Genomic DNA, 25448 nt, shown 5'->3' on the forward strand with positions numbered 1-25448 from the left:
CCAGAGCCCCGCGGCGGAACGAAGAGGCCACCCTTGGGTGGCCTCTTTCATGGCGGGATGCCTCGCTCGCAGCGTGCAGGACGGATAGCGCCTGGGGCGTTATCCGCCGATACCCCACCGGACCAAGGAAGTCCGCCCCCTCATTCGTGGCTGATCGCGCCGATCTTGTGGATCGACAGGTCCGCGCCGTAGTACTCCTCCTCCTGGCTCAAGCGGATGCCCAGCAGCGCCTTCATCAGCCCATAGACCAACAGGCCGCCGGCGAAAGCCACCGTCACCCCCAGCAGGCTGCCGAGCGCCTGGCTGGCCAGGCTCACCCCGCCGAGCCCACCCAATGCCTGCTGGCCAAAGATGCCGCAGGCAATCCCGCCCCAGACCCCGCAAAGACCGTGCAACGGCCAGACACCGAGGACGTCGTCGATCTTCCAGCGCACCTGGGTCGCGGTGAACGCCCAGACGAACAGGGCCCCCGCCACCAGGCCGGTAGCCAGCGCGCCGATCGGATGCATCAGGTCGGAACCGGCGCACACCGCCACCAACCCGGCCAGCGGACCGTTGTGCAGGAAACCCGGGTCGTTGCGGCCGATCAGCAGCGACGCCATGGTGCCGCCAACCATCGCCAGCAAGGAGTTGACCGCCACCAGCCCGCTGACCCCAGCGAGGGTCTGGGCGCTCATCACGTTGAAGCCGAACCAGCCGATGATCAGGATCCACGACCCCAGTGCCAGGAACGGGATGCTCGACGGCGCCATCGCCACCAGCTTGCCGTCGCGATAGCGGCCGTTGCGGCTGCCCAGCAATAGCACCGCCGCCAATGCCAGCCAGCCGCCAAGCGCATGCACCACCACGGAGCCGGCGAAATCGTGGAAAGGTGCGCCGAACTCCAACTTCAGCCATTCCTGCAAGCCGAAATTGCCGTTCCACACCAAGCCTTCGAAGAACGGGTACACGAAGGCCACGATCAGCGCCGTGGCGCACAACTGCGGACCGAACCTGGCACGCTCGGCGATGCCGCCGGAGATGATCGCCGGGATTGCCGCGGCGAAGGTCAGCAGGAAGAAGAACTTCACCAGCGCATAGCCACTGTCCACGGTCAGCGCCGCCGCCGGATGGAAGAAAGTCACGCCGTAGGCAATCCAGTAGCCGACGAAGAAATAGGCCAGCGCCGAGATGGCGAAGTCGGACAGAATCTTCGACAGGGCGTTGACCTGGTTCTTCAGGCGCACGGTGCCCACCTCGAGGAAGGCGAAGCCGGCGTGCATCGCCAGCACCATCACCGCTCCGAGCAGGATGAACAGGGTATTGGAGCCGTGGATCAGGACTTGCACCGCACTATTCAGGTTATCCATGGATTGAGGCAGCCTTCGCGCGTAGAGAGAAAGCACCAGAAACGCCCACGCCCGCCCTTCAACGCACCATGACGAAGCAGTAGTCGTCGTGCGAACCGCCGCTTTTCTTCGGCAGACGTTTCGCAAGGTGCCTGAGGCAGCATGGAAAGCTCCCGGACTTTCCTTGATTTTCATTGGGTTGGACGTTCATCCCGAAGTACCCTCCGGGAGCGCCTGGCGCCCTCGCAAGGGGCATTCCGGCCGACGTGCGCACCAGGGAATTGCAAGCGCCATACCAGTTCGCGCCCCGTTGCGAGGCAGCCGGATGGGCGTCATCTCGCCGCAGCCGCGCCGACAGGCACGCTGTGGCAGTCTTTAATGAAAGGAACGCCGGGAGCGACCGGTAACGCGCGGAAATTACCCACCGGTTGAACCTTCCGCCCCGCGCTCGGCTCGAAAAAAACACACCCCATGACCAGAGGAGCTCGTCATGCCCCGCAAGACCACTGCAAACGCTGCAAAGGATGAACTGTTGGCTGAATTCCAGGCACTGGTCGCCGATACCGAGAAACTCCTGCAAAGCACCGCCGACGTGGCGGGCGACCAGGCCGAAGAAATCCGCGGCAAGATCCACGACAGCCTCAAGCGCGCTCGCGATACCTTGCGCGACACCAAGGACTCGCTGAAGGACAACGTCCGCGAACGCAGCCAGGCCGCGGTGGACGCCACCGAGGTGTACGTCGGCGAACACCCCTGGCAGAGCATCGGCATCGCCGCCGGCGTCGGCTTCCTGCTTGGCCTGTTGGTCAGCCGGCGCTGAGCCATGAGCGAAGGAAAGGACCCGGCGGACGGCCGCCCCTCCCTGCGGCGCTTCGGCGCCGCCTTCCTCGGCCTGTTGCACGGTCACGTCGAGCTGTTCGGCATCGAGCTGCAGGAACAGAAGGCCAACACCCTGCGCCTGCTGCTGTTCGCCGGGCTGGCCCTGGTATTCGCCCTGCTCCTGCTGGTCGGCCTGTCGCTGCTGGTGCTGATCGTATTCTGGGACACCAACCGGCTCGCAGCGGCGCTCGGGTTGTGCCTGTTCTACGTGATCGGCTCGCTGTTCTGCGGCTGGCGCCTGTACCAGTCGATCAACGACGAAAGCTCGCCGTTCAGCGCCACCCTGGAAGAACTGGCCAACGACCGCGAGCGACTGCTGCCATGACAAGGAAACGCGCATGAGCCAACTACCGGTGAACGCGACCGGCCTGTCGCGTCGCGAATTGCGCAAGGCGGTGATCCGCCTGCGCCTGGAAATGCAGCGCCAGCAATTGCGCCGCGAAAGCCAACTGCTGGTGCAACCCTTCCGCCAGGCCCAGGGGCTTGGCCACAACCTCAGCCAGCAACTGTTCGGCGGTGGCAATGCGGCGCTCTGGGGCGCCGGCGGAGCCGCACTGCTGGGCGTACTGCTTGGCAAGGGCGGACGCTGGCAGCGTCTGCTGCGCCTGGGCGTCGCCCTGGCACCGCTGTTGCTCGGCCTGCGCAAGCAGAAAGGCCGTTGAAGGATGCGCCGACCGGCAACGGTCGGCGCCCTCCGTTTCCCCAACGCGACGATTGAGCTTGCCAAGGCAAACCGTTAGCGTGTCCGCATCGCCTCAGCGCATCCCTGGAATTCCCGATGGACTGGCAGACCCTGCTCACCCGCGAACGGCTCGGAAAGCCGGTACACAGCAACGATGAACTGGGCCGCAGCGCCTTCCACAAGGACCATGACCGGATCATCTTCTCCGGCGCGTTTCGCCGCCTCGGACGCAAGACCCAGGTCCATCCGGTCTCCAGCAACGATCACATCCACACCCGCCTGACCCACTCCCTGGAAGTCGCCTGCGTCGGCCGCTCGCTGGGCATGCGGGTCGGCGAGATCCTCCGCGAGGAACTACCCGAGTGGTGCGACCCCAGCGACCTCGGGGTCATCGTCCAGTCGGCCTGCCTGGCCCACGACATCGGCAACCCACCATTCGGGCACTCCGGCGAAGACGCGATCCGCAACTGGTTCCAGCAAGCCGCCGGACGTGGCTGGCTGGACGAGATGAGCGACGCCGAGCGTTCCGACTTTCTCCACTTCGAAGGCAACGCCCAGGGCTTCCGGGTCCTCACCCAACTGGAATACCACCAGTTCGACGGCGGCACGCGGTTGACCTACGCAACCCTGGGTACCTACCTGAAGTACCCCTGGACCTCGCGCCACGCCGAAGCGCTGGGCTACAAGAAGCACAAGTTCGGCTGCTACCAGAGCGAACTGCCGCTGCTCGAGCAGATCACCCATAAGCTCGGCATGCCGCAACTCGACGACGAGCGCTGGGCTCGCCATCCGCTGGTCTACCTGATGGAAGCGGCGGACGACATCTGCTACGGCCTGATCGACCTCGAAGACGGCCTGGAAATGGAGCTGCTCGAATACAGCGAGGTCGAGGCGCTGCTGCTCGGCCTGGTCGGCGACGACCTGCCCGACACCTATCGCCAACTCGGCCCCAGGGACTCACGCCGGCGTAAACTGGCGATCCTCCGCGGCAAGGCCATCGAGCACCTGACCAATGCCGCCGCCCGTGCCTTCGTCGACCAGCAGCAGGCCCTGCTCGCCGGGCAGCTTGCCGGCGACCTGGTGGAACACATGCATGGCCCGGCCAAGCTCTGCGTGCAGCGGGCCAAGGCCATCGCGCGGGAAAAGATCTTCCAGGACAAGCGCAAGACCCTCCACGAGATCGGCGCCTACACCACCCTGGAGATCCTCCTCAACGCCTTCTGTGGCGCCGCGCTGGAGCAATATGGCGGGCATACGCCGTCGTTCAAGAACCGGCGCATCCTCGACCTGCTCGGACGCAACGCGCCCGACCCGCAGTGGCCGCTGTACCGCGCCTTCCTCCAGGTGATCGATTTCATCGCCGGCATGACCGACAGCTACGCCACGGAAATGGCCCGGGAAATGACCGGACGCTCGAGCCCCTCCTGAAAGGAAGGGCTCATACCGCAGCGCCCGCCAACTGCTCCTGGAGTTCCTCCTGCAACGCCTCCAGGGCCAGCCGGAGTCTTTCGCCAGGCGCCTGCAGGCACTCCCCGTCACCACTTCGCCGGCAGGCGTCCTCCAGGGCCTCGCAGGCCTCCAGCAGGGTACGCGCCCCGATCATCCGTGCGGCGCCCTTGATGCGGTGGGCATGCTCGGCGAGCCGGGTCCTGTCGCCCTCGCGCAGGAGGATGGCAAGGCGCTGGAGGTCCTGACGGTTGCTGCCTAGCAGGGTCTCCAGCAGTTCGCGCAGCCGTTCCGGGCGGTCGCCGCCGAGGCTGCTGAGAGCGGCTGCATCATAGAGCCCCCGGGGCTGCGCGGCGTCGCGTCCGAAAGAGGTCGCGAGGTAGTTGCGCAGGGTCTCCAGGCCGAGCGGCTTGAACAGGCAATCATCCATGCCCGCGTCGCGGCAGCGCTGTACCTCGTCCGGCTCGGCGTCGGCGGTATAGCCGAGGATCAGGATCGGCGCGCGTCGCTCGCACCGTTCCTGGATGCGTATCCTGCGTGCCAGCTGATAGCCGTTCAGGCGCGGCATGTTGCAGTCGCTGATCAGCACCTCGAAGCGCTCGTCGGCCCAGAGCTCCAGCGCCACCTGGCCATCCTCCGCTTCCGCCACCCGGTGGCCGAGAAACTCCAGTTGCTGGCGCAGCAGTACCCGGTTGGGCGGATAGTCGTCGGCGATGAGGATATGCAGGCGGCGAGACGGCTCCATGGATGCTGCCAGCGGGTCCTGGCCGGATTCAGGCATTTTCGGCCCGCACTGGCGCAAGAGCAGGTCGAGCGACACCCGGGTGCCTTTGCCCGGCTCGCTGTGCATCTCGACATCGCCGCCCATGAGGTCCACCAACTTCCGACAGATCGCCAGCCCAAGGCCGGTCCCGCCCTGCACCGTGCGTCCCTTGGCCACCTGGATGAAAGGCTGGAACAGGCGCGCCTGGTCCGCCGGAGCGATACCGATACCGGAATCCTCCACGTCCACCCGGACGATCGCCCTCCCCTCGTCCAGGCTCCTTTCCTGGAGACGGATCGTCACCTGTCCCCGCTCGGTGAACTTGATCGCATTGCTCACCAGGTTGGAGAGCACCTGCTTGAAGCGCAGGGGATCGATCAGCACGTCCCGTCCCGGGGCATCGTCCAGCTCCACAACGAGCCTCAGGCCTTTCTGCCGGGCCAGGCCTTCGAACATGCGGCGCACCGACTCCACGACATGGCGCAGGCGAACCCGCTCGGGCGTGAGGGTCAGGTGACCGGACTCGATCTTGGCGACGTCGAGGATGTCGCCGATGAGCAGTTGCAGCGACCCCGCTGCCTCGTAGGCGACCTCCAGCGAGGCGCGTTCGCGCTGCTCCGGCGCCAGGCGCTGCAGGACCAGTTCGAGGATGCCGATGACCGCATTCATCGGCGTACGGATCTCGTGGCTCATGGTCGCCAGGAAGACGCTCTTCGCCCGATTCGCCTCGTCCGCCTGGCGCATCGCCTCGCGCAACTGGCGGGCCAGGCGCTCCCGTTCGGTGATGTCGATCCAGCCGTTCATCAGGCCGAGCACCCGGCCCTGGCGATCCCTGTAGGGCGTGACCCAATGGTGGATCTCCAGCAATTGCCCGCCGATGCGCACCGCCATGTCGGTGAAGCTCGCCGTTCCTCCCCGAGCCACCGCCAGGCACTGCTGGTGCATGAGCCGTGCCTTGCTGCCCTCGACCCAGTCGGAATCGGTCAACAGGGTGCCGCGGGCCTGCTCTCGGGTCATCCGCAGGCTTTCCAGGTAATTGCGGTTGCAGGCCAGCAGGCGACCGTCGAGCGTGCGGATGCTCACCGGGTAGGGAATCCCGTCGACCAGCGCCTGCTTCAATGCCAGGCGGCCGCTCAGGTCGGCTTCGGTACGTTGCCAACGCCTGAGCCTGAGCTGCAGGACGGTATTCCAGCCCAGGCATCCGACGCAGACCAGGCAGGCCACCAGCAGGCCGAGCACCAGGCTGGAAGGGGATGGCGAGCGCAGCCCGTCGGCAGCCTGGCGTAGCGGCGCTTCGTCGACCACATCGGCGTCCCCCGGACGATCCGGAGCGGGAATCCGGAGCATGGAAGAATATTCGCCAGCCGTCGCCCTCGCCGGAACGGCATATCCCGCCATGCAGGCGAATATGAGAAGCAGGCCGAGCATGCACGCACTGCGTTTCTGGAACTTCATTCGGTTCCGGCCCTTAGATAAGCGTATTGCGTTTGGCGAACTCGATGAGATCCACCAGCGAGCCGGCGTTCAACTTCAACAACAAGCGCGCCTTGTAAGTGCTGACGGTCTTGTTGCTGATAAACATCTGCTCGGATATCTGCTTGTTCGAATAACCCTGGCTGAGGTATTGCAATACCGATACTTCGCGATCGGACAGGCGTCCGAGCAATTCCACATCGTCGGAATAGGCGCCCTGTTGCACAGGACGCATGGCCGAGCTGGGAAAGTAACTGTATCCCGAGGCGACCGCATTCACCGCCGTCACCAGTTCGGCCAGTCCGCCCTGCTTGCAGACGAACCCGGCTGCGCCCGCCTGCATGCTGCGCAGGGCGAAGAGCGAGGCGCTCTGGCCGGTCAGGACGAGGATCTTCAGGGGCAACGCCAGCACCATCAGGCGGCTGATGACCTCGAGGCCGTCCAGCCTGGGAATGCCGATATCGAGGATGACCAGGTCCGGCTTCAGCTCCCGCCCGAGGCTGATGGCATCCACGCCATTATCGGTATCGCCGACGATCTGGTGCCCTTCGGCTTCCAGCAACATCTTCATGGCCATGCGAATCACGGGATGATCGTCGACTATCAGGATACGGCTCATTGTCTGATTTCCTTGCCAATAAAAATTCAGAAAAAATTCTCCTGAGCAAGATATAGACGGGAGCCATATTGTCGAGATACTCGATGGCAACTCATATACTTTAAGGAATATTCTCACGGAAACTTAATTTATTTCTTACGGCGAATTCAAAACCTCGTATATTGCCAAGCAATTGGCCTGGTTATCTGCATGAAAAACACCCGCATATATACGCGCCTTCCCGGCTCGTTATCTGCCAGAGCGAGTTGAATAGTTCGTCAGGGGTTTCGGAGTATTGCTATCCGCATGTACGGCCACAAGCCGCCGACATGCCTTGGCAGGGCAAAGGGAAGCACGACGGGCGCCGGGCCAGATAGCGCCGGAGCAGGATCGAAAGGGAGGGAAGACGCGACCGCCATCCTCGGGCGGGATGGCGGCGCTATCGCTTAGAGCTTCGGCAGGACAGGCTGTTCCGGGTACCAGGCGTCGACCAACGCGCCGACCTCGACGCTGGCCAGTTCCGGTTGCTGCTTCAACCAGGCCTCGATCAGGGCCCGCTGCTCTTCATTGACCGAGCCACGGCGCGCCAGGCAGACGAAACCGAATTCGTCGCAGCCGCCATAGGTCAGTTCGTTGGCTTCGATCGCCTGATCGATGAAGCGCAACATGAAAGCGTTCACCGCATCGGCATCCACGCCTTCCTTGTAGTGGAAGTTCAATTCGAAACCCAGCTCCTGGAATTCATCGACGCACAATTTCTTGCGCAGGCGGCGGGAACGATTAGTAGCCATGGCGGCATCTCCTGGATTGACGCTCCATTGGCGGAGCCTCGCATTACAGACAGTAGCCGACGCCGCTGGAGCCGCGGGCGAACCCCGGCAAGCTCCGCGCGGCGCGGCCGGATTGCCGGCGCACTCTACCAGTTCCGACCATTCGGCGATATGACGGCGAACTCCGCGAAACTCCAGCGCATCGTTATCCGCCTTGCGGCATAATGAGCAAGACGGCCTCTTCGCGTGATGTCCGTCTCTTTTTTCAGGTTCGCTTCGTTTTTCATCTTCATTTCATTTTCTACCCTCCGTCTTCAAGGGTTCTTCATTAATGTTCAAGTCGCTGCGTACTCTTGCCTTCGCCACGCTCCTGCCTTTCGCCCTTCCCACCCTCGCCCAGGTCAACGCCACCCTGCCGGCCAACGTGCAGAAAGCCCTGCAGACCAACAAGCTGACCGGCAACGATCTGTCGCTGGTGCTGATTCCGCTCGACGGCCCGGGCAACCCCACCTACTACAACGCCGACGTATCGGTGAACCCGGCCTCGACCATGAAGCTGTTCACCACCTATGCCGCCCTGGAAATGCTCGGCCCGACCTACCAGTGGAAGACCGAGTTCTACACCGACGGCCAGCTCAAGAACGGAGTGCTCAACGGCAACCTCTACCTCAAGGGCGGCGGCGATCCGAAACTGAACATGGAGAAGCTCTGGCTGCTGATGCGCGACCTGCGCGCCAATGGCGTGACCAAGGTCACAGGTGACCTGGTACTCGACCGCAGCTACTTCAACATCCCGCAGTTGCCGGTATTCAACGACGACGGCGGCGACGACACCAAGCCGTTCCTGGTCGGTCCGGACTCGCTGCTGGTCAACCTGAAGAGCGTGCGCATGGTGGTGCGCACCGACGGCAACAAGGTCAACGTGCAGATGGACCCGCCGCTGGCCAACGTACGCATCGACAACCAGGTGAAGATGACCGCGCCGGCCACCTGCCCGGCCTGGCCGAAGCTGCGCTTCAGCCCGGTGACCCAGTTCGACGGCACCACCCTGCTGGCCACCGGACAGATTCCCCAGGGCTGTAGCGCGCAGACCTACATGTCGCTGCTCGACCACCCCGGCTACACCGCCGGCGCGGTGCGCGGCATCTGGCAGGAGCTGGGCGGCAGCATCCTCGGCAAGGACCGCCAGGGCAGCGTACCGCGCAACGCCACGCTGATCGCCAAGGCCTTCTCGCCAGACCTGGTCGAGATCATCCGCGACATCAACAAATACAGTAACAACACCATGGCCCGGCAGTTGTTCCTCTCCATCGGCGCGCAGTTCCGCAACAGTGCCGACGGCGACGACGCCCAGGCCGCGCAGCGGGTGGTGCGGCAGTGGCTGGCGCGCAAGGGCATCACCGCGCCGCGCCTGGTGATGGAGAACGGCTCGGGACTGTCGCGCCAGGAACGGGTCAGCGCCCGTGAGATGGCGGCGATGCTGCAAGCCGCCTGGCACAGCCCCTATGCAGCGGAGTACATCTCCTCGCTGCCGCTGGCCGGCCTCGACGGCACCATGCGCAAACGCCTGCGGCGCACCGCACTGGTCGGCGAGGCGCACGTGAAGACCGGCACCCTCAACACCGTGCGCGCCCTCGCCGGCTTCAGCCGCGACGCCAGCGGCCACAACTGGGTGGTGGTGGCGATCCTCAACAGCCCGCGGCCGTGGGGCGCTTCGGCGATCCTCGACCAGGTACTGCTGAGCCTGCACGCGCGGAAATAAGGCGCAGTACGAAAAAAAGGCCGCCAGCGGTTGCCCGCCGGCGGCCTTTTGCATGAATGCCGCTCGCCTCAGCGAACGGTGATTCTCCAGGCCCGATGGATCTTCGGATTACGCGCGAAATCCGGATCGAGGGTTTCGCCAGTGATCTCTTCGACCGCATAGCGGGCCTGCACGCTCTCGTCCAGTTCGAACTTGCGGAAGTTGTTGGAGAAATACAGCACCCCGCCCGGCGCCAGCCGCGCCATGGCCAGGTCGAGCAGTTCGACGTGGTCGCGCTGCACGTCGAACACGCCTTCCATGCGCTTGGAGTTGGAGAAGGTCGGCGGGTCGATGAAGATCAGTTCGTACTGGCCATCGTCTTCCCGCAACCACTCCATCACGTCGCCGTGCACCAGGCGCTGCTTGTCGGAAAAGCCGTTGAGCGACAGGTTGCGGCGCGCCCAGTCCAGGTAGGTCTTCGACAGGTCGACGCTGGTGGTGCTGCGCGCGCCGCCCCTGGCCGCATGTACGGTGGCCGTGGCGGTATAGCAGAACAGGTTGAGGAAGCGCTTGCCGGCCGCCTCCTTCTGGATGCGCAGGCGCATCGGCCGGTGATCGAGGAACAGCCCGGTATCCAGGTAATCGGTCAGGTTCACCAGCAGGCGCACATCGCCCTCACCCACCTCGAGGAACTTGCCCTCGCTGCTCTGCCGTTCGTACTGCTTCTTGCCGGCCTGGCGCTCGCGGCGCTTGACCACCACTCGCTCCTGGGCAACGCCCAGGGTCTGCGGAATCGCCGCCAGGGCGTCGAACAGGCGCGCCTGGGCTTTTGCCGGATCGATCGACTTGGGCGCGGCGTACTCCTGGACGTGAACCCAATCGCCGTAGATATCCACCGCCAGGGCATACTCCGGCATGTCGGCGTCATACAGGCGATAGCACTCGATCTTGTCGCGGCGCGCCCATTTGCCCAGTTGCCGGAGGTTCTTCTGCAGGCGATTGGCGAACATCTGCCCGCCCTCGCTCAGCCGTGCCGGCTCGCTCGGCGCCCGCGCCAGGCCTTCGTCGTTGCGTTCGCCACGCTCGCCGGTGACGAACTGGCGCGGCTCGACCTGGATCATCAGCAGCTTGCAGGCCAGCGCGCCGTTCCAGAACGCGTATTGCTTATGGCTGCGGATACCCATGCGCTTGCCCAGTTCCGGCGCCCCGGTGAACACCCCGGCGCTCCAGCCGATGCAGCTCTGGCGCAGGCGCTCGCCGAGGTTCTGGTAGAGATACAGCAGGCTGGCTTCGTCGCCGAGGCGCTCGCCATAGGGCGGGTTGCAGATCACCAGGCCGGTCTGGCCCTTGTCCGGGCGCGGCTCGAAAGTCGCCAGTTCGCCCTGGTAGATCTTCACCCAGTCGGCCACTCCGGCACGCTCGATATTGTTGCGCGCCGGCTGGATCAGGCGCGGGTCGGCCTCGTAGCCGCGAATCCACAACGGCGGCCTGGCCAGGCCGGCCGCCGCGCGCTGCTGGGCCTCCTCGTGGAGCTTGCGCCACAGCGCCGGCACGTGCCCCAGCCAACTGCTGAAGCCCCAGCGCTCGCGCTTGAGGTTCGGCGCGATATCGGCAGCCATCAGCGCCGCCTCGACCAGGAAGGTGCCGACGCCACACATCGGGTCGGCCAGGGCACCGCCCTCGGCGGCGATCTTCGGCCAGCCGGCACGGATCAACACCGCCGCCGCCAGGTTCTCCTTCAGCGGCGCGGCGCCCTGCTGCAGACGATAGCCGCGCTGGTGCAGGCTATGCCCGGAGAGGTCCAGGGAAAGGGTCGCCTGGCCGCGGTCGAGGTGCAGGTGGACGCGCACGTCCGGATTGACCTTGTCCACCGACGGACGTCGGCCGGAGCGCTCGCGCAGGTTGTCGACGATCGCATCCTTGACCTTCAGCGCCCCGAAATGGGTGTTGTCGATGCCCGAGCCCTTGCCGCTGAACTCCACCGCCAGCGTGCCGCCGGCGTCCAGGTGGTCTTCCCAGTTCACCGCGTGGACCGCCATGTACATGGACTCGGCGTTCTCCACCGGGAATCGCGCCAGCACCAGCAAGACCCGGTTGGCCAGGCGCGACCACAGGCAGAGGCGATAGGCCACCTCCAGGCTGCCCTGCCCGCGCACCGCCGACACCTGGGCGCGCGCCTCGTCCAGGCCGAGCCCCTGCGCCTCTTCGAGGAGCAGGCTTTCCAGGCCTTTCGGGCAGGTCAGAAACAATTCGTAAACATCAGCCATATCGCCTTCCCGGGCCGTAGCCCTTGTCAGTGGAAGCACCCTCATGGGCACTTCTTTGGCACCAGGTGCCGTGGTTCGATTGCCGGAACGCTCCCGGCGTTGCTCGCTGCGACCCCGAGTCGCAGTCTGGGCGACCCTTCGTCGGAATGCGAGGAAATCTCAATTGGTGGGGGTGCAAATCGTTATAAGGCGCAACCCCGCGACCCTGCGGCGTTAGCGCCGGAAACCAGGCGTCATGAGCCTGCAACATATGGCCCTATCGACGAAAGCGTTAAGTCTTTATGACAAATCGGTCATTCACACGCCTGAACGCTTTGGTTAGAACTCCAGTTAATCCGCCACCGCAACGGTGTCGGGCGAGGGTCGTCACGCCGGCAACGACCCCTTTCGGCGAAAGCTTCGCCAGGCCTCCCCTGGGGGCCAACGGGACATAACAGTCAACAAGTGAGGGCAACACCCTATGAGAAGACTTAAGCGTGATCCGTTGGAAAGAGCCTTCTTGCGTGGTTATCAGAACGGCATAACCGGTAAATCTCGTGATCTTTGTCCGTTCACCCATCCTACGACGCGGCAGTCCTGGCTCAACGGCTGGCGCGAGGGCCGTGGCGACAACTGGGACGGCCTCACTGGCACGGCCGGCTTACAACGTCTCAATCAACTCCAGCACGTGTAAGCGACAACACGGATAGCACCGATTTCCCCAAGGCACGCCCCATCCGGGCGGCGGGCGCAAGCCCAAGGGCTCCGCAAGGAGCCCTTTTCAATTCCGCCGCGGCAATGCGGCGATGGCGTCCACCGCTTCGCGGATCAACGCCGGTCCCTTGTAGATGAAACCCGAATAGATCTGCACCAGGCTCGCCCCGGCGGCGATCTTCTCCGCCGCGTGCGCGCCCTCGGTGATACCGCCGGCGGCGATGATCGGCAGCCGTCCGCCCAGTTCGCCGGCCAGCACCTTCACCGTGTGCGTGCTCTTTTCCCGCACCGGCGCGCCGGACAGGCCACCCGCCTCGTCGCCATGCGGCAGGCCTTCCACGCCTTCGCGGCCGAGAGTGGTATTGGTCGCGATCACCGCGTCCATCCCCGCCTCGACCAGCGCCGCGGCGACCAGCGCGGTCTCTTCGTCGGTCATGTCCGGGGCGATCTTGATCGCCAGCGGTACCCGCCGGCCATGCCGCAGCGCCAGCGCTTCCTGACGCTGGCGCAGTGCCTCCAGCAGTTGCTTGAGCGAATCGCCGAACTGCAGGCTGCGCAGGCCGGGCGTGTTCGGCGAGCTGACGTTGACGGTGACGTAGCTGGCGTCGGCGTAGACCTTGTCCAGGCAGATCAGGTAGTCGTCGACCGCGCGCTCCACCGGGGTATCGAAGTTCTTGCCGATGTTGATCCCCAGCACGCCGCGATACTTCGCCGCACGCACCCGCGCCAGCAGGTGGTCGACGCCGTGGTTGTTGAAACCCATGCGATTGATGATCGCGTTGGCTTGCGGCAGGCGGAACAGGCGCGGCCTGGGATTGCCCGGCTGCGGTCGCGGAGTGACGGTGCCGATCTCGATGAAGCCGAAACCGAGCTGGCCGAACCCGTCGATGGCGTCGCCGTTCTTGTCCAGGCCCGCGGCCAGCCCCACCGGGTTGGGAAACTCCAGGCCCAGCACAGAGACCGGCAGACTGGCCGGCTTGGGCGTCAGCAGGCGGTTCAGGCCCAGGCGGCCGCCGGCCCCGATCAGGTCGATGGACAGTTCGTGGGAGGTTTCCGGGGACAGTTTGAACAGCAGCTGGCGGGCCAGGGTGTACATGGTCGGGTATCGGTCGGCAGAATGAAGGGTGCCGATTATAGCCGTCGAGCGCCCGCTCAGGCGAGGCGTTGCAGCGCCAGCAGGCGGCCATCCTCGCTGAAATCGAGGCGGAACGTGCCATGCACGCCATCGTGGCCGATGAACGGACGCAGGTGATGGGCCGGCAGGTTCACCCGGCGACCGTCGCGGCTGCGCAGCAGGACCCGATTGGCCCTGCCGCCGTAGATGGCCTGCAGGCGTTCGCCGGACAGGGCGATATCCATGATGAGACTGGGCATGGAGCCCCCCGCTTGAATGAACCACGACAGCTTGCCACAAACCACGCGGTTGAATGTCACGCCCGAACCTGTGCTTCAATGGACGGACCGTCGCCGTCCCCTCCCACCCCTTTCCGCGTCGGTCGCCGAGCCCGAGGAGCCCTCCGTCGATCATGAGTTCCAACTCGCGTAGCAACAGCACCTTCACCGGTCGCCTTTCCGCACTCGCCAACCGCCTGCGCCTGGGTGCCGCGCGAAGCGATGGCCGGGAGCTGCGCGAACGGGCGGCCGCCCTCGAGCTGCCGTTCCAGCCATTGCGACGGCCGGAGCCGAGCGTCTGGTGGCAGGCCGGACCGCCCCTGCACACCCTGGTCGACCTGCCGCGCGGCGCGCTGTCCGGCCCGGTCCAGGAAGACAAGGCGGAAGCCCACGCGGTCCTCAAGCGCCTGGTGCGGGTCAGCCACTCCACCCTGGAGTCGGTCGACCTGAAGACCATCGAAGGCGTATGCAGCCGCGAGATCCTCGTCCAGGCACCTTGCCCACGCCTGGAAGACCTGGCCACGGCCGAGGTCTGCCGGGGCGTACGGATCATCAGCTACAAGGATTTCGTCAAGGCCCTGAGCCTGGCCCTGCCGCGTTTCACCAACGGCGACAGCATCCGCCTGCGCCAGGCCGCCTGGCACGGCGAGCGCCTGTTCTGGGCGGGCGAACGCCAGGCCTGCGCCTTCGCCGCGGCGATCGTCTACGCCCGCCGCCGCGAACTGGAACTGAAGCTGCCGGCACACCTGGAACGCTACGAACTGGAGCCCGGCGCGCTGGACGAACTGGAACGGCGCTACCACATGCTGCGGATTCCGACCCAGGCCTGGTCCGAGCCGACCTTCATGAGCCTGCTGCTGGATACCGGCCTGCCCTATGCGCGACTCGCCCTGTTCACCCCGGAAACCCCGGAATGCCTGTTGCTGCCCCGCAACGACGAACGCGCCGATGCCCTCGGCGAAGGTCTGCGGGCGGCGGGCGCGGCAGACGTGGTGAAGTATCTGAAGCAACTGTAGGCAACCGGCCAGGACTGGCCAGCTCGCGCCCTGACGTGCATCCTCCAGCAGACCCACACAGGAGCGATCGCATGTCCCTACCCCGCCTCAGCCTCTGTCTCGCCCTCGCCTGCGGGCCGGCGCTGGCCAGCCAGGCGCCGGTCTACGGCGAACGCCTGGAAGGCTTCGACTACGCCTATCCGGTGCATTATCTGGACTTCACCTCCCAGGGCCAGCCGCTGAGCATGGCCTACCTCGACGTCGCGCCGAAGAAAGCCAACGGCCGCACCATCCTGCTCATGCACGGCAAGAATTTCTGCGCCGGGACCTGGGAGCGCACCATCGACGTGCTCGCCGACGCCGGCTACCGGGTGATCGCAGTCGACCAGGTCGGTTTCTGCAAGTCGAGCAAGCCGGCCCATTACCAGTACAGCTTCCAGCAACTGGCAGCCAACACCCACGCCCTGCTGGAACGGCTCGGCGTCGCCCGGGCCAGCGTGATCGGCCACTCCATGGGCGGCATGCTCGCTACCCGCTACGCCCTGCTCTATCCGCGGCAGGTCGAACGACTGGTGCTGGTCAACCCCATCGGTCTGGAGGACTGGAAGGCCCTGGGCGTGCCCTGGCGCAGCGTCGACGACTGGTACAGGCGCGACTTGCAGACCAGCGCCGAAGGCATTCGCCAATACCAGCAAGCCACCTACTACGCCGGCGAATGGCGCCCCGAGTTCGATCGCTGGGTACAGATGCAGGCCGGCATGTATCGCGGCAAGGGGCGCGAGTCGGTGGCCTGGAACTCGGCGCTGACCTACGACATGATCTTCACCCAGCCGGTGGTCTACGAACTGGACCGGTTGCAGATGCCGACCCTGCTGCTGATCGGCGAGAAAGACAACACCGCCATCGGCAAGGACGCCGCGCCGGCGGAACTGAAAGCCAGGCTGGGCAACTACGCGCAACTGGGCAAGGACGCCGCCCGACGGATTCCCCAGGCGACCCTGGTGGAATTCCCCGACCTTGGCCATACCCCGCAGATACAGGCTCCGGAACGCTTCCACCAGGCACTGCTGGAGGGTCTGCAAACCCAGCCCTGAACCATCCACCGGCGGCGCTCTCGCCATCGGCTTCGCCGCGCCTTGCCCGGCGTCAACACCGATGCCTGCCGCCGGCGTTTCACTGCACTGGCTGCGCGACGACGCGTGGCTCGCGTCGCGCAGGCCCGCCCACGCCGCGGCCGTTCCCATCCACATGGAGGTTCATCGTGTTCCCTTGCCTACCCCGTTCGCTACTCGCCGGCGTCCTGCTGGCGAGCGCCCTGCCCGCTCACGCGGAGCTGCCCCACGCGCCCGCCTACATCGATGACAGCGCCTACCCGGCCGCGGCCCGCCAGCGCATCCTGCCACCGATGTTCGAGCAGAGGCTGGGCAGCCTGCGCTACCTCGCCAAGCCCGGCGACCCCTTGATCACCCAGGCCGAGAGCAGCGACTTCCAGCGCACCAGCGACTACCGCGAGACCCGCGCCTACCTGGAGAAACTGGTAGCCGCCTCCTCCGGCCGCATCGCCCTGCGCGAGTTGCCCGAGCGCAGCGCCGAGGGTCACCCGATGCTGCTGGTGACCGCCTCCACCGAGGCCGACAAGTCCGCCGCCGGCCTGAAGCGCTCCGCCAAGCCGACCTTGCTGGTGGAAGCCGAGATCCATCCCGGCGAGGCCAACGGCAAGGACGCCATGTTCATGCTGCTGCGCGACATGAGCGCTGCCGACCGCCCGCTCGCCGGGCTGCTGGAGAAGATCAACCTGCTGTTCATCCCGGTGGTCAACGTCGACGGCGACCTGCGCCGCAGCGCCTACGGGCGGATCAACCAGAACGGCCCGCAGGAGACCGGCTGGCGGGTGAACGGCCGCAATCTCAATCTCAACCGCGACTTCACCAAGCTCGACAGCGCGGAGATCCGCAACGTCGCCTGGGTGTTCAACCACTACGAGCTGAGCTTCTTCGCCGACACCCACTCCACCGACGGCGCCATGTATCCCTACGACAGCTCCTACTGCCACAACGGCAACGGCTGGTCACCGGCGAGCAGCGCCTGGATGGACCAGGTCATGCGCAAGCCGGTGTACCAGGCGCTGGAAAGCCTCGGGCACATGGTCCATGAATGCATCAGCCTGAACGACAACCAGGATCCGACCCAGGGCTACTACCCCTACCGCACCGACCTGGCGCGCTTCTCCAACCAGTACGGCGACATCCGCAACGTGCCGTCGATCCTCATCGAGCAACACGCCCTGCATCCGTACAAGACCCAGGTGCTGGGCAACTACGTGATGCTCAAGGCGATGTTCGAGGTGATCGGCGAGCAGGCCGCCAGCCTGCGCCAGGCCATCGCCAGCGACCGCGAGCGCCTGCTGCGGCAGAAGGAGGTGATCCTCACCTGGAAGCCGGGCGAGGCCGCCGAGACGCCGTTCGTGGTCGGCGACTACCGCTACGAGCAATCGCCGGTCACCGGGGCCCGCACCATCGTCTGGAGCAACCGGCCGAAGACGCTGAAGCTACCGGTGACCGACAACGGCGTACCCGACCTGGTGGTGCCGCGTCCCCAGCGTTTCATCGTCCCGGCGCAGTGGCACGAGGTGATCGCCCGGATCAAGGCCCACGGCATCCGCTATAGCACCCTGGAGCGTCCGACCGAAATCGCCGTGACCCTGTACCGCATGGACGACATCAAGCTCGCCGATGGCTTCGAACCGGATCGCGTGCAAGGCAACCGGATTCCGGGCTACGAAGGTCGCCTGCTGGTCAGCGGCACGCCGAAGCCGTTCCAGCGCTTGCAGACCTTCCCGGCCGGCTCGCTGTCGATCGACACCGCCCAGCCGCTGGGCGTCCTGGCCATCGACCTGCTGCAACCGCAGAGTCCGGATTCCTTCTGGTCCTGGGGCTTCTTCAATTCCACCCTGGTGGCCGCCGAGGAGCCGGAGGAATACGTGATGGAGCCGATGGCGCGCAAGATGCTGGCGGAAGACCCGGCGCTGAAGGCCACCTTCGACAAACGCCTGCGCGAGGACAAGGCCTTCGCCGCCGATCCGCAGGCGCGCCTGCAATGGTTCTACCAGCGCACGCCGTTCTACGACGTGAACGCCTTCGTCTATCCGGTAGGAGTGGTGTTCTGAGGCCCACCTGGGGCTGACGGCGGATAACGCTGCGCGTTATCCGCCCTACCGCTGGGCTTCGGGAGCCCCGTTGCCTCTCCCGCTTGCGGGAGAGGGCTGGGGAGAGGGAGCCGGTCTCAGGTACCGTCGGTGGGTGTGGGCAGGTTGCTTCTCGGCTTGCGCTTGCGCCTGGGTTTCGGTGGTTTTTCGGGTGGCGGCGACAACTCCCGCTTGCGCACCTTCTTGAGGATTTCCCGATGCTTCTCGCGCCAGGCCGGCACGTCGAGACCGTGGAGTTCGAGCAGCTCGGGGTTACGCTCCACCAGATAGACCGCCGCTTCCTGGGCGGCCTCGGCGATCTTCCAGGCGATCGACTGCGGTTCGATGCTGCCTTCATAGGCGATCCAGTCGCTGAACTCCGGGAAGGTCCCGCAGACCTTCTCGAAATCCTCGTCGTGCATGCGCTGCCGGCCACTCTCGATGTTCTCAAGGCGTTTGGGATCCATGCCGACCACCTCGGAAAACTGCGGTCGGTTCAACCCCGTCAGCCCGCGCAACCCGAACAGGCGCTCGCCGGCGCGAAACAGGCAGCGCTTCCTCACTACATAGACCATGTACGGATACTTCCCTTCGTTTCTGGCGCGATGCGCCTCAGTCGCCCTTGCCGCTCGCGGGCGTTTTCCTCTTCCGCTGGCGCCTGGGTTCCGGCGGCTCTTCCAGGGGCGCCGGCTCCGCCTCCGGCGCCTGTTCCGCCGCCAGCAGCGCCTCGCGTATCTCGCGGTGGCGTTCGCGCCAGGCCTGCATGTCGATGCCGTGCTGCTCAAGCAGCACCGGGTTGCGCTCCACCAGGTAGACCGCGGCCGCCTGCGCCGAGTCGGCGACCTTCCAGGCGATCGACTGCGGCTCGATGCTGCCTTCATAGGCGATCCAGTCGCTGAACTCCGGGAAGGTTCCGCAGACCTTCTCGAAGTCCTCGTCGTGCATGCGCTGCAGCTCGTTCTCGATGTTCTCCAGGCGCTTGGCCGTCATCCCCACCAACTCGGCGAACTGCGGACGGCTCAAGCCCATCAGCTCGCGCAGGGCGCGCAAGCGCTTGCCAGCAGTGAACAAACGTCGATTCTTTACCATGTGTAGTCCGCGTCTGATGGTTCCCTATGCATATTGATTCACTAACTGTTAGTAGATCAATATGAATCCAAGCCCTCTAGACCGAGGGTTCCCCTCCAACATCGGACCATGGTGCAGGACGCCTGATGAAAGTGGAAGAACTCCCCCAAGAGGGTTTCGCCGAGTGCCCCCGCTATATAACCCTGATGCGTTTCGCCTTCCTGACCGGCCTCAGCGACCGGCCGGACTTGCTCTACGCCTGGATAGAGAGCGGCGACCTGCCGATGCGAACCTTCGGTACGCAACGCCTGGTGGATATGCAGAAGCTGCAAAAACGCATCGAGGAAGCAAAAAAAGGGGCCGATTCAACCGGGTGAATCGGCCCTTTCTGAAAGACCCTGCCGCCGGCGAAACCCCTCAGCGATTGAGCATGAAGGTCTCGTACTCCAGGTCGTCCAGCGCGGTGGTCAGGCGGTACAGCCCGACCAGCACGCAGACCAGCAGCGACAGGGTGAAGCCGTAGCCGAAGAAGCTCGGCCCGAGCAGCAGGCTGACGAAGGTCAGGGCGCCGTTGACGATCACGAACAGCACGCAGAGTTCGAGGACGATGCGGCGCTTGTCCAGGTAGAAGAAGACGTTGAGCAAGGCCATGAACACTACCTGGATGCTCACCCCGATCAGGTCGATGTAGAACAGCGGCAGGTAATAGCGGGAAATTCCCAGCCAGCCGAGCAGTTGCGGCGCCAGCAGGAACAGCAGGACCACCGCCAGCCCCTGCACCTTGCAGATTTCCAGCAGGCCCTGGCGGATGGCGAGGATCATCTGCTCCTTGAGCAGGCCGATGTGCTGCAGGGTCTCTCCGCCGCGGATCGCCTCGTAGACCCGCTCGTACCACTCGGCGAAGTCGGTCTCGATGCGCACCAGGAACACCGCCATGCCGGGAATGATCGACAGGTAGGCGAGGAAGATCGGCAGGTCGTAGAGGATCGAGGCGCGCAGCGGGCCGATCACCAGGTCCGAGGTGGAGGGGTTGAACCAGAAGATGAACTTGTCGATCCAGATCCCCAGGTTGTAGCAGAGGCCGGTCAGCAGCAGACTGACGAAGACCTGCCGGCGGTCGAGGAAGTCGAAGGCCACCATGCGCCTGGCCGGGTACTCGCGGAGGATGTCGTAGAGGAAGACGAACAGCAGGCTGGCGTGGCCGATCAGCAATGCCAGCAGCAGGCCGTCCATCTGCATGAAACGCAGCAGGTAGGCACAGGCGACCATCAGCGCGTAGCCGATGAACATCACCAGCAGGATGCGTTTGTAGGCCTTCATTCCCGACAGGAAGATGATCACCAGCCACAGGTTGCAGAGCACCACGAAGTTGGCCATCACCAGCAGGCGGTAGGCGAACGGCTCATCGAACAGGGTCGCCAGCAATATCGCCGAGAGCAGGCCCGCCGCCAACGTCACCAGCAACAGCACGCCCACCAGGTTGGGCAGGATCGCCTCGTGCTTGCGCTCGAACAGGCGATCGGAAATGAAGCGGGTGAAGAACAGTTGCAGTCCCCCGGTGAAGATCAGCGACAGCGCCATCAGGTAGGTCACCGTGATCAGGAACTGCCGGACCAGCACGTCCGGCACCACCACGCCGAGGCTCAGCACGCCGATCAGCATCACGCTGACGATCGACAGCACCCAGGGACCGGAGCTGATCAGCCCGGCGTAGAGGTAGGCGCGCAGGGTCGCCGTATAGGAATCGCGGGAAAGGATCTTCCGCAGTTCGAAGCCGATGCCGGCCATGTCATGCAATCTCCGTGGCTTCGCGGTACAGCCCGCGGTAACGTCCGAGCATCAGCGCCTCGGTGTAGTAGCGTTCGACCCGTTGCAGGCCGACCGCCTGGGCCGCCTGCCAGCGCTGCGGATTGCGCAGCAGGGCGAGGATCGCCCGCGAAGTGGCCTGCGGGTCGGCGATCGCCACCACCTCCCCGGCGCGGCCCAGGGCGCGATCTTCGGCGTCGGCGCCTTCGATCAGTTCGCGGCAGGAGCCGACGTCGCTGCTCACCACCGGGGCGCCGGCAGCCCAGGCCTCGAGGATCACCAGCGGCTGCGCTTCGCTGATCGAGGTGAGGACCATCAGGCCGAGTTGCGGCAGGACCTCGCCGATCCGACGGAAACCGAGGAACTTCACCTTGTCCTGCAGGCCGAGGCTGGCCACCAGGCTGCGGCATTCGCTGGCATAGTCCGGGTCTTCCTCCTCCGGACCGACGATCCAGCCCTCCGCCTCCGGCATCGCGCTGACCACCCCGCGCATGGCGCGGATGAAGGTCTTCACGTCCTTGATCGGCACTACCCGGCCGACCAGCCCGACCACCGGCGGAATCCCCGGCGGCCGCCGTTCGAGGGCGCCGGCCCAGGCATCGAGGTCGATGCCGTTGGGGATCACCCGGGTGCGCCGTGGCTCGGCGCCATCGAGTACCTGGCGCTGGCGGTTGCCTTCGTAGAGGGCGACGATCGGATTGGCGGCGCGATAGGTGAGCAGGCCGACACGCTCGAAGAAGCGGATCCACAAGCGACGGATGTAGCTGACCTCGGCATCCAGTCCGGTACTCAGCTGCTCGTCGGGGTTCTCCGCGATCCAGTTGGCCTGGGCCAGGTCGATCTTGCGCTCCTTGGTGTAGATGCCGTGCTCGCTGAGCAGGTAGCGGCAGCCCCAGCGACGTTGCAGGATGCAGCCCAGCAGGCCGGCGTAGCCGGTGGAGATCGAGTGCAGCATGCGCGCCCGCGGCATCCGCCGGGCCGCCTCGGCGAGCATGAACACCGGCGCCTGCATCGAGCGCAGGGTCCAGAAGTAATTGACGAAGGACGGATCGGTGCAATAGCGCTCGTAGCCTGCGGTGATCGCCTCCCAACTGGCCTTGCTGTGGAGAAAGTCCTCGCGGCCGATGCGGCCCTCGGCGAGCAGGTCGAGCAGCGCGTCGCCCTCCTCCACGTCCGGCGTCTCCGGGTAGTGGAAGAAACGGTGCAGATCGCGCAACGCCTTTTCGGTCTCGCTACTGCCCTGTCGCGTCTGCGGGTTCGGCGAACTCCAGGCGGTTTCCAGGAAGTGTTCCTCGATGTGCAGCACATTGTCCGGGATCGGGTAGTGGCGCTTGCCGTAGGCATCCTTCTGGCCGCCGATGAAGAACACCGAGAAGGTCAGGTCGGGGAGACCGAGGATCAACTGGTTGACCCAGCTGGAGACGCCGCCGCGGACATAGGGCCAGGTGCCCTCCAGCAGCAGGCAGACATCGGCGACGGGCGCCGTCGGAGCGGTGTGTTCGGTCATGTCCAGTATCTCGCCAGGGCCGCGAAGGGCGGCCGTTGCAGCATGTCGTCGGGCATTCCGGCGAGAAGCCGGGGGATGTCCCGGTAGCGCCGCTGGAAGAACGCCACCTCGGCGCGGAACGGCGCCAGCTGGGCGCTATCGATTCCCGCCTCCTCGGCGGCCTGGAGGGCGCGTCCGGCATCCTCCAGGCGGCCTTGTTCGAGGGCGATGCGCCCGGCCAGCAGATGCAGGTCGGCCGAGGGTGTGCCGCGCAGCGCCTGGTCGGTATGCTCGCGCGCCTGCTCGAGGATGTGCTCCAGCACGCTGCCCTGGGCCAACCCCAGGTAGGCCAGTTCCCAGTACCAGCGCGCCAGGGTCCCGTGCAACGCGCCGCGTCGCGCCGGCGTGGCGCCGGCGAGGCGGCCTAGGGCGGCCTCGATGCGCTGGTTGATCCGGCTTTCCTTCTGGTCGAGCATCGAGTAGGCCAGCAGGCGGACGTCGTCGGCAGGGTCGCGCAGGGCCAGCTTGAGGATCGGGATCGCTTCCTTGCCGGGCATCCGCCGGGTGGCGAAGATCGCCGTGAGCCGCTGGTTCGGGTCCGGCGCATGGCGCAGGACGTCCTGCAGGCCGCCGTCGCTGAACATCATGTCGAGGCGCTTTTCCTTCGGCCGGAACGGCAGCTCGGGGACGCCCATCGCCTGCCAGGCCTGCTCGCCACGCTGGCGCGGCAGGTACAGCGCCGGGAATACCGCCGCAGCGACGCCGACCGCTCCGATCAGCGGCACGAAGAAGGCCAGGCTGAAGAGGAACAGCGGGCTCCACGGCAGCGGGAACTTGTAGCGCCGCGGCAGCAGCAGCCATACGCCGACGCACAGCAGGGCGCTGCCCAGGCCGTGGGCGAACAGGTAGAGCGCCAGCGCCTGGCCGAACGGCAGGTCGGCGAAGACGCTCGCCCAACTGCTCAGCTCGAACAGGAAGGCGCCGCTAAACAGCCACTTGCTGATCATTCAGGCCGCACTCGTTGAAAAGGAAATGTCCCAGCGCCTGCCGATCGTTGCCGGCGTCCAGTTCGTACTGGCGGATGCGCACGCCCAGCGACTCCAGCTCGCGGGCCTGGCCGAAGCGTTCGGCGAAGAGAATCCTCAGGCGCTGCAGATACCCCTGGGAGCCTTCGGCGGAAGTCAGCGGCAACAACACCAGCAGGACCCGCCGGCCCTCGTCGTTGCGCAGTCGCAACTGCACGTCGAGGCCACGCTGGCTGCCTTCCAGCAGACGCTGGACCTCTTCGCCGTAGCGCGCATCGGTCAACTCGAAGGCATACAGGCAGGCCGGCAACCCATGGTCGCGGGCGTCCAGCAGGGAGCGCTTGAGGTACTGGGAGAAGCGCTGGGCGTCGATGTCGGCCAGTTGCAGTGCGCGACGGTCGCTCTGCAGCAAGTCGGCGATGTGCCCGGCGAGGATCGCCAGCAGGCTGAAGGTACGTTCGTTGAAGACGAAGAACGGCATCTGCTCCACCGCCAGCAGGGCGAGGATCCGCCCATCGGTGTCGACCAGCGGCACGCACACCTGCAGCGCGCTGTGCGCACGCTGCTCGCCGCGCTCCAGCAGTTCCTGGCGCACGCTGACCAGTTCGCCGCGCTCCAGGCAGGTGCGCACCAGCAGATCGTCGGCGTCCAGCGCCGGCATCTCGCCGAGCGTCGCCAAGGGTTGCGGCTCCGGGGTGCGGTCGTGGCGCACCCGGTAGAGTCCGGCGATGCGCAGCGAACCGTACTGGGCCAGCAGCGCCAGCACGGTTTCCGCCAGCGCATCGAGCGGTGCCTCATCGCCCGGCAGCTCGCGCAGCAGTTGTCGCAGACCGAGCAGCGAACTGCGCAGGCTCTGGTCGTTGCCGGCGACCCGCTGTTCCAGGCGATCGTGGGAGATGCGCAGGATGTGATGGGCGCGGGTGAATTCGTCGAGGCGCAACTGACGGTACTCGTTCGCCAGCTCCAGGCGCTCCAGGCGGCGTTCCCAGATGTCGCGGAACTCGCCCACCAACATGGCGCAGAGCAGCACGCCGACGATGAAGGCCGCCGGTACCTGGGCATAGGCCTCGACGCCCTGGACGCGAAACGCGAACAGCGCCGCCACCAGCAGCGCTGCGCTGGCCAACCCGCGGACGAAGCCGTAGCGCATGCCCAGCAACAGGGGCGCGAGGATCACCCAGGGAAAGGTGGCGTTGACCTGCAGCGGGTCGTCCGGGCTGAACCACCAGCCCAGGCCCAGCGCGAGCACGCTGATGACCAGCGTCTCGACCCAGGAGACGCTGCCGCTGGCGCGCGGTGCGAGGGCGAAATCCTTGTGCGCGGACATCGCCGTCACTCGAGCCGCAGGTCGCCGACCAGCTCGCGCAGGACTTTCTGCGCGGCGCCCGCCAGGCTTTCCCGGGACCAGCCGGCGCGCGCCCCGCTGGTGCTCCAGAGCACCCGCCCGGAGGCCGGCTCCAGCACCTGCAGGCTGACGCCCACCGCCGGCTCGCCGTCCAGGCCGTTCTTGTACTGCCACTCCTCGACGCTGCCGGTGACCACGTAGGCCAGCTTCTGCTGGCGTGCCCAGTCCAGCGCGCGCTGCTGGCGCTCGCGGTCGTCGACCAGTTGCAGGTCGCCTTGCGGCTGCGCCGGGTACAGGCGCGGCCGCACGCCCTCCTCGGCCAGCACGCTGAGCAGGATCTGCTCGGCACGCTCGCCGGCCTGCGGCGCCTGGGAGTAATTGAGCAGCGGCACCAGGCCCCACTGCGCGCCGCGCGCCAGCGGCGTAGCGCTTTCGCTGGTGAAGCTGGAGCAGCCCGCCATGAACAGGGCGACGGCCGCGAGAGCCAGGCAGCGGATGGATTGCATG

Annotated in this window: 24 protein-coding genes; 10 read left to right on the top strand and 14 right to left on the bottom strand. The window is 65.8% G+C overall.

Going from position 1 to position 25448, the window contains the following annotated elements; all coding sequences use genetic code 11:
* Nucleotides 1-140: 140 nt before the first annotated feature.
* Entirely contained in the window at nt 141-1349 is a 1209-nt protein-coding gene (locus HMPREF1224_RS17500) for an ammonium transporter (protein ID WP_003091258.1), read from the bottom strand.
* Nucleotides 1350-1818: 469 nt separating this feature from the next.
* Here HMPREF1224_RS17500 and HMPREF1224_RS17505 point away from each other — a divergent pair, with 469 nt between their 5' ends.
* From HMPREF1224_RS17505 to HMPREF1224_RS17520, 4 genes are all read left to right on the top strand, one after another.
* Nucleotides 1819-2148, top strand: coding sequence for an ElaB/YgaM/YqjD family protein (locus tag HMPREF1224_RS17505; protein ID WP_003091262.1), 330 nt, complete (start codon nt 1819-1821; stop codon nt 2146-2148).
* Between the two features lie 3 nt (nt 2149-2151).
* A complete protein-coding gene (locus HMPREF1224_RS17510) occupies nt 2152-2532 on the top strand; it encodes a phage holin family protein (protein WP_003091263.1) in 381 nt (126 codons plus the stop codon).
* Between the two features lie 13 nt (nt 2533-2545).
* Nucleotides 2546-2869, top strand: a complete 324-nt coding sequence (locus HMPREF1224_RS17515; RefSeq protein WP_003103249.1) for a hypothetical protein — start codon at nt 2546-2548, stop codon at nt 2867-2869.
* Between the two features lie 116 nt (nt 2870-2985).
* Nucleotides 2986-4317: a deoxyguanosinetriphosphate triphosphohydrolase gene (locus HMPREF1224_RS17520; protein WP_003091265.1), complete on the top strand. Its 1332-nt coding sequence runs from the start codon at nt 2986-2988 to the stop codon at nt 4315-4317.
* Nucleotides 4318-4327: 10 nt separating this feature from the next.
* On the opposite strand, the gene HMPREF1224_RS17525 is transcribed toward HMPREF1224_RS17520, so the two are convergent.
* The 3 genes from HMPREF1224_RS17525 to HMPREF1224_RS17535 all read right to left on the bottom strand — a co-directional run bounded on the left by HMPREF1224_RS17525 (nt 4328) and on the right by HMPREF1224_RS17535 (nt 7960).
* On the bottom strand, nt 4328-6553 hold the full coding sequence (locus HMPREF1224_RS17525) for an ATP-binding protein (RefSeq protein WP_010793208.1): 2226 nt from the start codon (nt 6551-6553) through the stop codon (nt 4328-4330).
* A 13-nt stretch (nt 6554-6566) separates the two neighbouring features.
* The gene (locus HMPREF1224_RS17530; protein ID WP_003091268.1) at nt 6567-7190 is read right to left on the bottom strand and encodes a response regulator transcription factor; all 624 of its coding nucleotides are present in this window, start codon (nt 7188-7190) and stop codon (nt 6567-6569) included.
* 425 nt (nt 7191-7615) lie between these two features.
* Entirely contained in the window at nt 7616-7960 is a 345-nt protein-coding gene (locus HMPREF1224_RS17535; RefSeq protein WP_003091271.1) for a YggL 50S ribosome-binding family protein, read from the bottom strand.
* A gap of 310 nt (nt 7961-8270) precedes the next feature.
* On the opposite strand from HMPREF1224_RS17535, the gene dacB reads away from it, so the two are divergent.
* Complete coding sequence (gene dacB / locus HMPREF1224_RS17540; RefSeq protein ID WP_003091272.1) at nt 8271-9701, top strand: D-alanyl-D-alanine carboxypeptidase/D-alanyl-D-alanine endopeptidase; 1431 nt, start codon at nt 8271-8273, stop codon at nt 9699-9701.
* Between the two features lie 68 nt (nt 9702-9769).
* On the opposite strand, the gene rlmKL is transcribed toward dacB, so the two are convergent.
* The gene (gene rlmKL / locus HMPREF1224_RS17545) at nt 9770-11947 is read right to left on the bottom strand and encodes a bifunctional 23S rRNA (guanine(2069)-N(7))-methyltransferase RlmK/23S rRNA (guanine(2445)-N(2))-methyltransferase RlmL (RefSeq protein WP_010793209.1); all 2178 of its coding nucleotides are present in this window, start codon (nt 11945-11947) and stop codon (nt 9770-9772) included.
* Nucleotides 11948-12407: 460 nt separating this feature from the next.
* On the opposite strand from rlmKL, the gene rmf reads away from it, so the two are divergent.
* On the top strand, nt 12408-12620 hold the full coding sequence (rmf, locus tag HMPREF1224_RS17550) for a ribosome modulation factor (RefSeq protein ID WP_003103238.1): 213 nt from the start codon (nt 12408-12410) through the stop codon (nt 12618-12620).
* Nucleotides 12621-12707: 87 nt separating this feature from the next.
* On the opposite strand, the gene HMPREF1224_RS17555 is transcribed toward rmf, so the two are convergent.
* Complete coding sequence (locus HMPREF1224_RS17555) at nt 12708-13736, bottom strand: quinone-dependent dihydroorotate dehydrogenase (RefSeq protein WP_003103236.1); 1029 nt, start codon at nt 13734-13736, stop codon at nt 12708-12710.
* 56 nt (nt 13737-13792) lie between these two features.
* A complete protein-coding gene (locus tag HMPREF1224_RS0112000; RefSeq protein ID WP_003103227.1) occupies nt 13793-14014 on the bottom strand; it encodes a DUF2835 domain-containing protein in 222 nt (73 codons plus the stop codon).
* A gap of 152 nt (nt 14015-14166) precedes the next feature.
* On the opposite strand from HMPREF1224_RS0112000, the gene HMPREF1224_RS17560 reads away from it, so the two are divergent.
* The 3 genes from HMPREF1224_RS17560 (at nt 14167) to HMPREF1224_RS17570 (ending at nt 18193) form a co-directional block, all read left to right on the top strand.
* Nucleotides 14167-15048, top strand: coding sequence for a DUF6685 family protein (locus tag HMPREF1224_RS17560; RefSeq protein ID WP_003103225.1), 882 nt, complete (start codon nt 14167-14169; stop codon nt 15046-15048).
* A gap of 71 nt (nt 15049-15119) precedes the next feature.
* Entirely contained in the window at nt 15120-16121 is a 1002-nt protein-coding gene (locus tag HMPREF1224_RS17565) for an alpha/beta fold hydrolase (protein ID WP_003103224.1), read from the top strand.
* A 167-nt stretch (nt 16122-16288) separates the two neighbouring features.
* Entirely contained in the window at nt 16289-18193 is a 1905-nt protein-coding gene (locus HMPREF1224_RS17570) for a M14 family metallopeptidase (RefSeq protein WP_010793210.1), read from the top strand.
* Between the two features lie 116 nt (nt 18194-18309).
* Here the strand turns inward: HMPREF1224_RS17570 and HMPREF1224_RS17575 are convergent, their stop codons facing one another.
* The gene (locus HMPREF1224_RS17575) at nt 18310-18786 is read right to left on the bottom strand and encodes a helix-turn-helix domain-containing protein (protein ID WP_003115353.1); all 477 of its coding nucleotides are present in this window, start codon (nt 18784-18786) and stop codon (nt 18310-18312) included.
* A gap of 37 nt (nt 18787-18823) precedes the next feature.
* Complete coding sequence (locus HMPREF1224_RS17580) at nt 18824-19300, bottom strand: helix-turn-helix domain-containing protein (protein WP_003143634.1); 477 nt, start codon at nt 19298-19300, stop codon at nt 18824-18826.
* Between the two features lie 125 nt (nt 19301-19425).
* Between HMPREF1224_RS17580 and HMPREF1224_RS17585 the strand changes: the two genes are divergently transcribed.
* Entirely contained in the window at nt 19426-19656 is a 231-nt protein-coding gene (locus HMPREF1224_RS17585) for a hypothetical protein (RefSeq protein ID WP_003091282.1), read from the top strand.
* A 40-nt stretch (nt 19657-19696) separates the two neighbouring features.
* Here the strand turns inward: HMPREF1224_RS17585 and pelG are convergent, their stop codons facing one another.
* Genes pelG through HMPREF1224_RS17610 form a run of 5 tightly spaced genes read right to left on the bottom strand, consistent with a single transcriptional unit; the run spans nt 19697 to nt 25447 of the window.
* Nucleotides 19697-21067, bottom strand: coding sequence for an exopolysaccharide Pel transporter PelG (pelG, locus tag HMPREF1224_RS17590; RefSeq protein ID WP_003091283.1), 1371 nt, complete (start codon nt 21065-21067; stop codon nt 19697-19699).
* Nucleotide 21068: 1 nt separating this feature from the next.
* Nucleotides 21069-22592, bottom strand: coding sequence for a GT4 family glycosyltransferase PelF (gene pelF / locus HMPREF1224_RS17595; protein WP_003103472.1), 1524 nt, complete (start codon nt 22590-22592; stop codon nt 21069-21071).
* Nucleotides 22589-23578 carry a tetratricopeptide repeat protein gene (locus HMPREF1224_RS17600; protein ID WP_003143628.1) on the bottom strand — a complete coding sequence of 330 codons (990 nt, stop codon included), beginning with the start codon at nt 23576-23578 and terminating at the stop codon, nt 22589-22591. Before HMPREF1224_RS17600 ends, pelF begins: the two co-directional genes overlap by 4 nt.
* Nucleotides 23556-24923 (bottom strand): pellicle/biofilm biosynthesis GGDEF protein PelD, encoded by a 1368-nt coding sequence (locus HMPREF1224_RS17605; RefSeq protein ID WP_010793211.1) that lies wholly within the window; start codon nt 24921-24923, stop codon nt 23556-23558. The genes HMPREF1224_RS17600 and HMPREF1224_RS17605 overlap by 23 nt, the downstream gene beginning before the upstream one ends.
* Nucleotides 24924-24928: 5 nt before the next feature.
* Nucleotides 24929-25447, bottom strand: a complete 519-nt coding sequence (locus HMPREF1224_RS17610) for a pellicle/biofilm biosynthesis outer membrane protein PelC (protein ID WP_003091288.1) — start codon at nt 25445-25447, stop codon at nt 24929-24931.
* Nucleotide 25448 lies beyond the last annotated feature (1 nt).

The sequence above is a fragment of the Pseudomonas sp. P179 genome (assembly GCF_000478485.2).
GTDB classification, from domain to species: Bacteria; Pseudomonadota; Gammaproteobacteria; order Pseudomonadales; family Pseudomonadaceae; genus Pseudomonas; species Pseudomonas aeruginosa.

What these genes read in the sequence shown, in the direction of transcription:
- rlmKL (WP_010793209.1), bottom strand. Translation starts at nt 11,947, where the DNA reads ATGGCTGATGTTTACGAATTGTTTCTGACCTGCCCGAAAGGCCTGGAA.
- HMPREF1224_RS17555 (WP_003103236.1), bottom strand. Translation starts at nt 13,736, where the DNA reads ATGTACACCCTGGCCCGCCAGCTGCTGTTCAAACTGTCCCCGGAAACC.
- HMPREF1224_RS17560 (WP_003103225.1), top strand. Translation starts at nt 14,167, where the DNA reads ATGAGTTCCAACTCGCGTAGCAACAGCACCTTCACCGGTCGCCTTTCC.
- HMPREF1224_RS17520 (WP_003091265.1), top strand. Translation starts at nt 2,986, where the DNA reads ATGGACTGGCAGACCCTGCTCACCCGCGAACGGCTCGGAAAGCCGGTA.
- HMPREF1224_RS17600 (WP_003143628.1), bottom strand. Translation starts at nt 23,578, where the DNA reads ATGATCAGCAAGTGGCTGTTTAGCGGCGCCTTCCTGTTCGAGCTGAGC.
- HMPREF1224_RS17525 (WP_010793208.1), bottom strand. Translation starts at nt 6,553, where the DNA reads ATGAAGTTCCAGAAACGCAGTGCGTGCATGCTCGGCCTGCTTCTCATA.
- pelG (WP_003091283.1), bottom strand. Translation starts at nt 21,067, where the DNA reads ATGGCCGGCATCGGCTTCGAACTGCGGAAGATCCTTTCCCGCGATTCC.
- HMPREF1224_RS17575 (WP_003115353.1), bottom strand. Translation starts at nt 18,786, where the DNA reads ATGGTCTATGTAGTGAGGAAGCGCTGCCTGTTTCGCGCCGGCGAGCGC.
- rmf (WP_003103238.1), top strand. Translation starts at nt 12,408, where the DNA reads ATGAGAAGACTTAAGCGTGATCCGTTGGAAAGAGCCTTCTTGCGTGGT.
- HMPREF1224_RS17500 (WP_003091258.1), bottom strand. Translation starts at nt 1,349, where the DNA reads ATGGATAACCTGAATAGTGCGGTGCAAGTCCTGATCCACGGCTCCAAT.
- HMPREF1224_RS17515 (WP_003103249.1), top strand. Translation starts at nt 2,546, where the DNA reads ATGAGCCAACTACCGGTGAACGCGACCGGCCTGTCGCGTCGCGAATTG.
- dacB (WP_003091272.1), top strand. Translation starts at nt 8,271, where the DNA reads ATGTTCAAGTCGCTGCGTACTCTTGCCTTCGCCACGCTCCTGCCTTTC.
- HMPREF1224_RS17535 (WP_003091271.1), bottom strand. Translation starts at nt 7,960, where the DNA reads ATGGCTACTAATCGTTCCCGCCGCCTGCGCAAGAAATTGTGCGTCGAT.
- HMPREF1224_RS0112000 (WP_003103227.1), bottom strand. Translation starts at nt 14,014, where the DNA reads ATGCCCAGTCTCATCATGGATATCGCCCTGTCCGGCGAACGCCTGCAG.
- HMPREF1224_RS17610 (WP_003091288.1), bottom strand. Translation starts at nt 25,447, where the DNA reads ATGCAATCCATCCGCTGCCTGGCTCTCGCGGCCGTCGCCCTGTTCATG.
- HMPREF1224_RS17585 (WP_003091282.1), top strand. Translation starts at nt 19,426, where the DNA reads ATGAAAGTGGAAGAACTCCCCCAAGAGGGTTTCGCCGAGTGCCCCCGC.
- HMPREF1224_RS17505 (WP_003091262.1), top strand. Translation starts at nt 1,819, where the DNA reads ATGCCCCGCAAGACCACTGCAAACGCTGCAAAGGATGAACTGTTGGCT.
- HMPREF1224_RS17605 (WP_010793211.1), bottom strand. Translation starts at nt 24,923, where the DNA reads ATGTCCGCGCACAAGGATTTCGCCCTCGCACCGCGCGCCAGCGGCAGC.
- HMPREF1224_RS17580 (WP_003143634.1), bottom strand. Translation starts at nt 19,300, where the DNA reads ATGGTAAAGAATCGACGTTTGTTCACTGCTGGCAAGCGCTTGCGCGCC.
- pelF (WP_003103472.1), bottom strand. Translation starts at nt 22,592, where the DNA reads ATGACCGAACACACCGCTCCGACGGCGCCCGTCGCCGATGTCTGCCTG.
- HMPREF1224_RS17530 (WP_003091268.1), bottom strand. Translation starts at nt 7,190, where the DNA reads ATGAGCCGTATCCTGATAGTCGACGATCATCCCGTGATTCGCATGGCC.
- HMPREF1224_RS17565 (WP_003103224.1), top strand. Translation starts at nt 15,120, where the DNA reads ATGTCCCTACCCCGCCTCAGCCTCTGTCTCGCCCTCGCCTGCGGGCCG.
- HMPREF1224_RS17510 (WP_003091263.1), top strand. Translation starts at nt 2,152, where the DNA reads ATGAGCGAAGGAAAGGACCCGGCGGACGGCCGCCCCTCCCTGCGGCGC.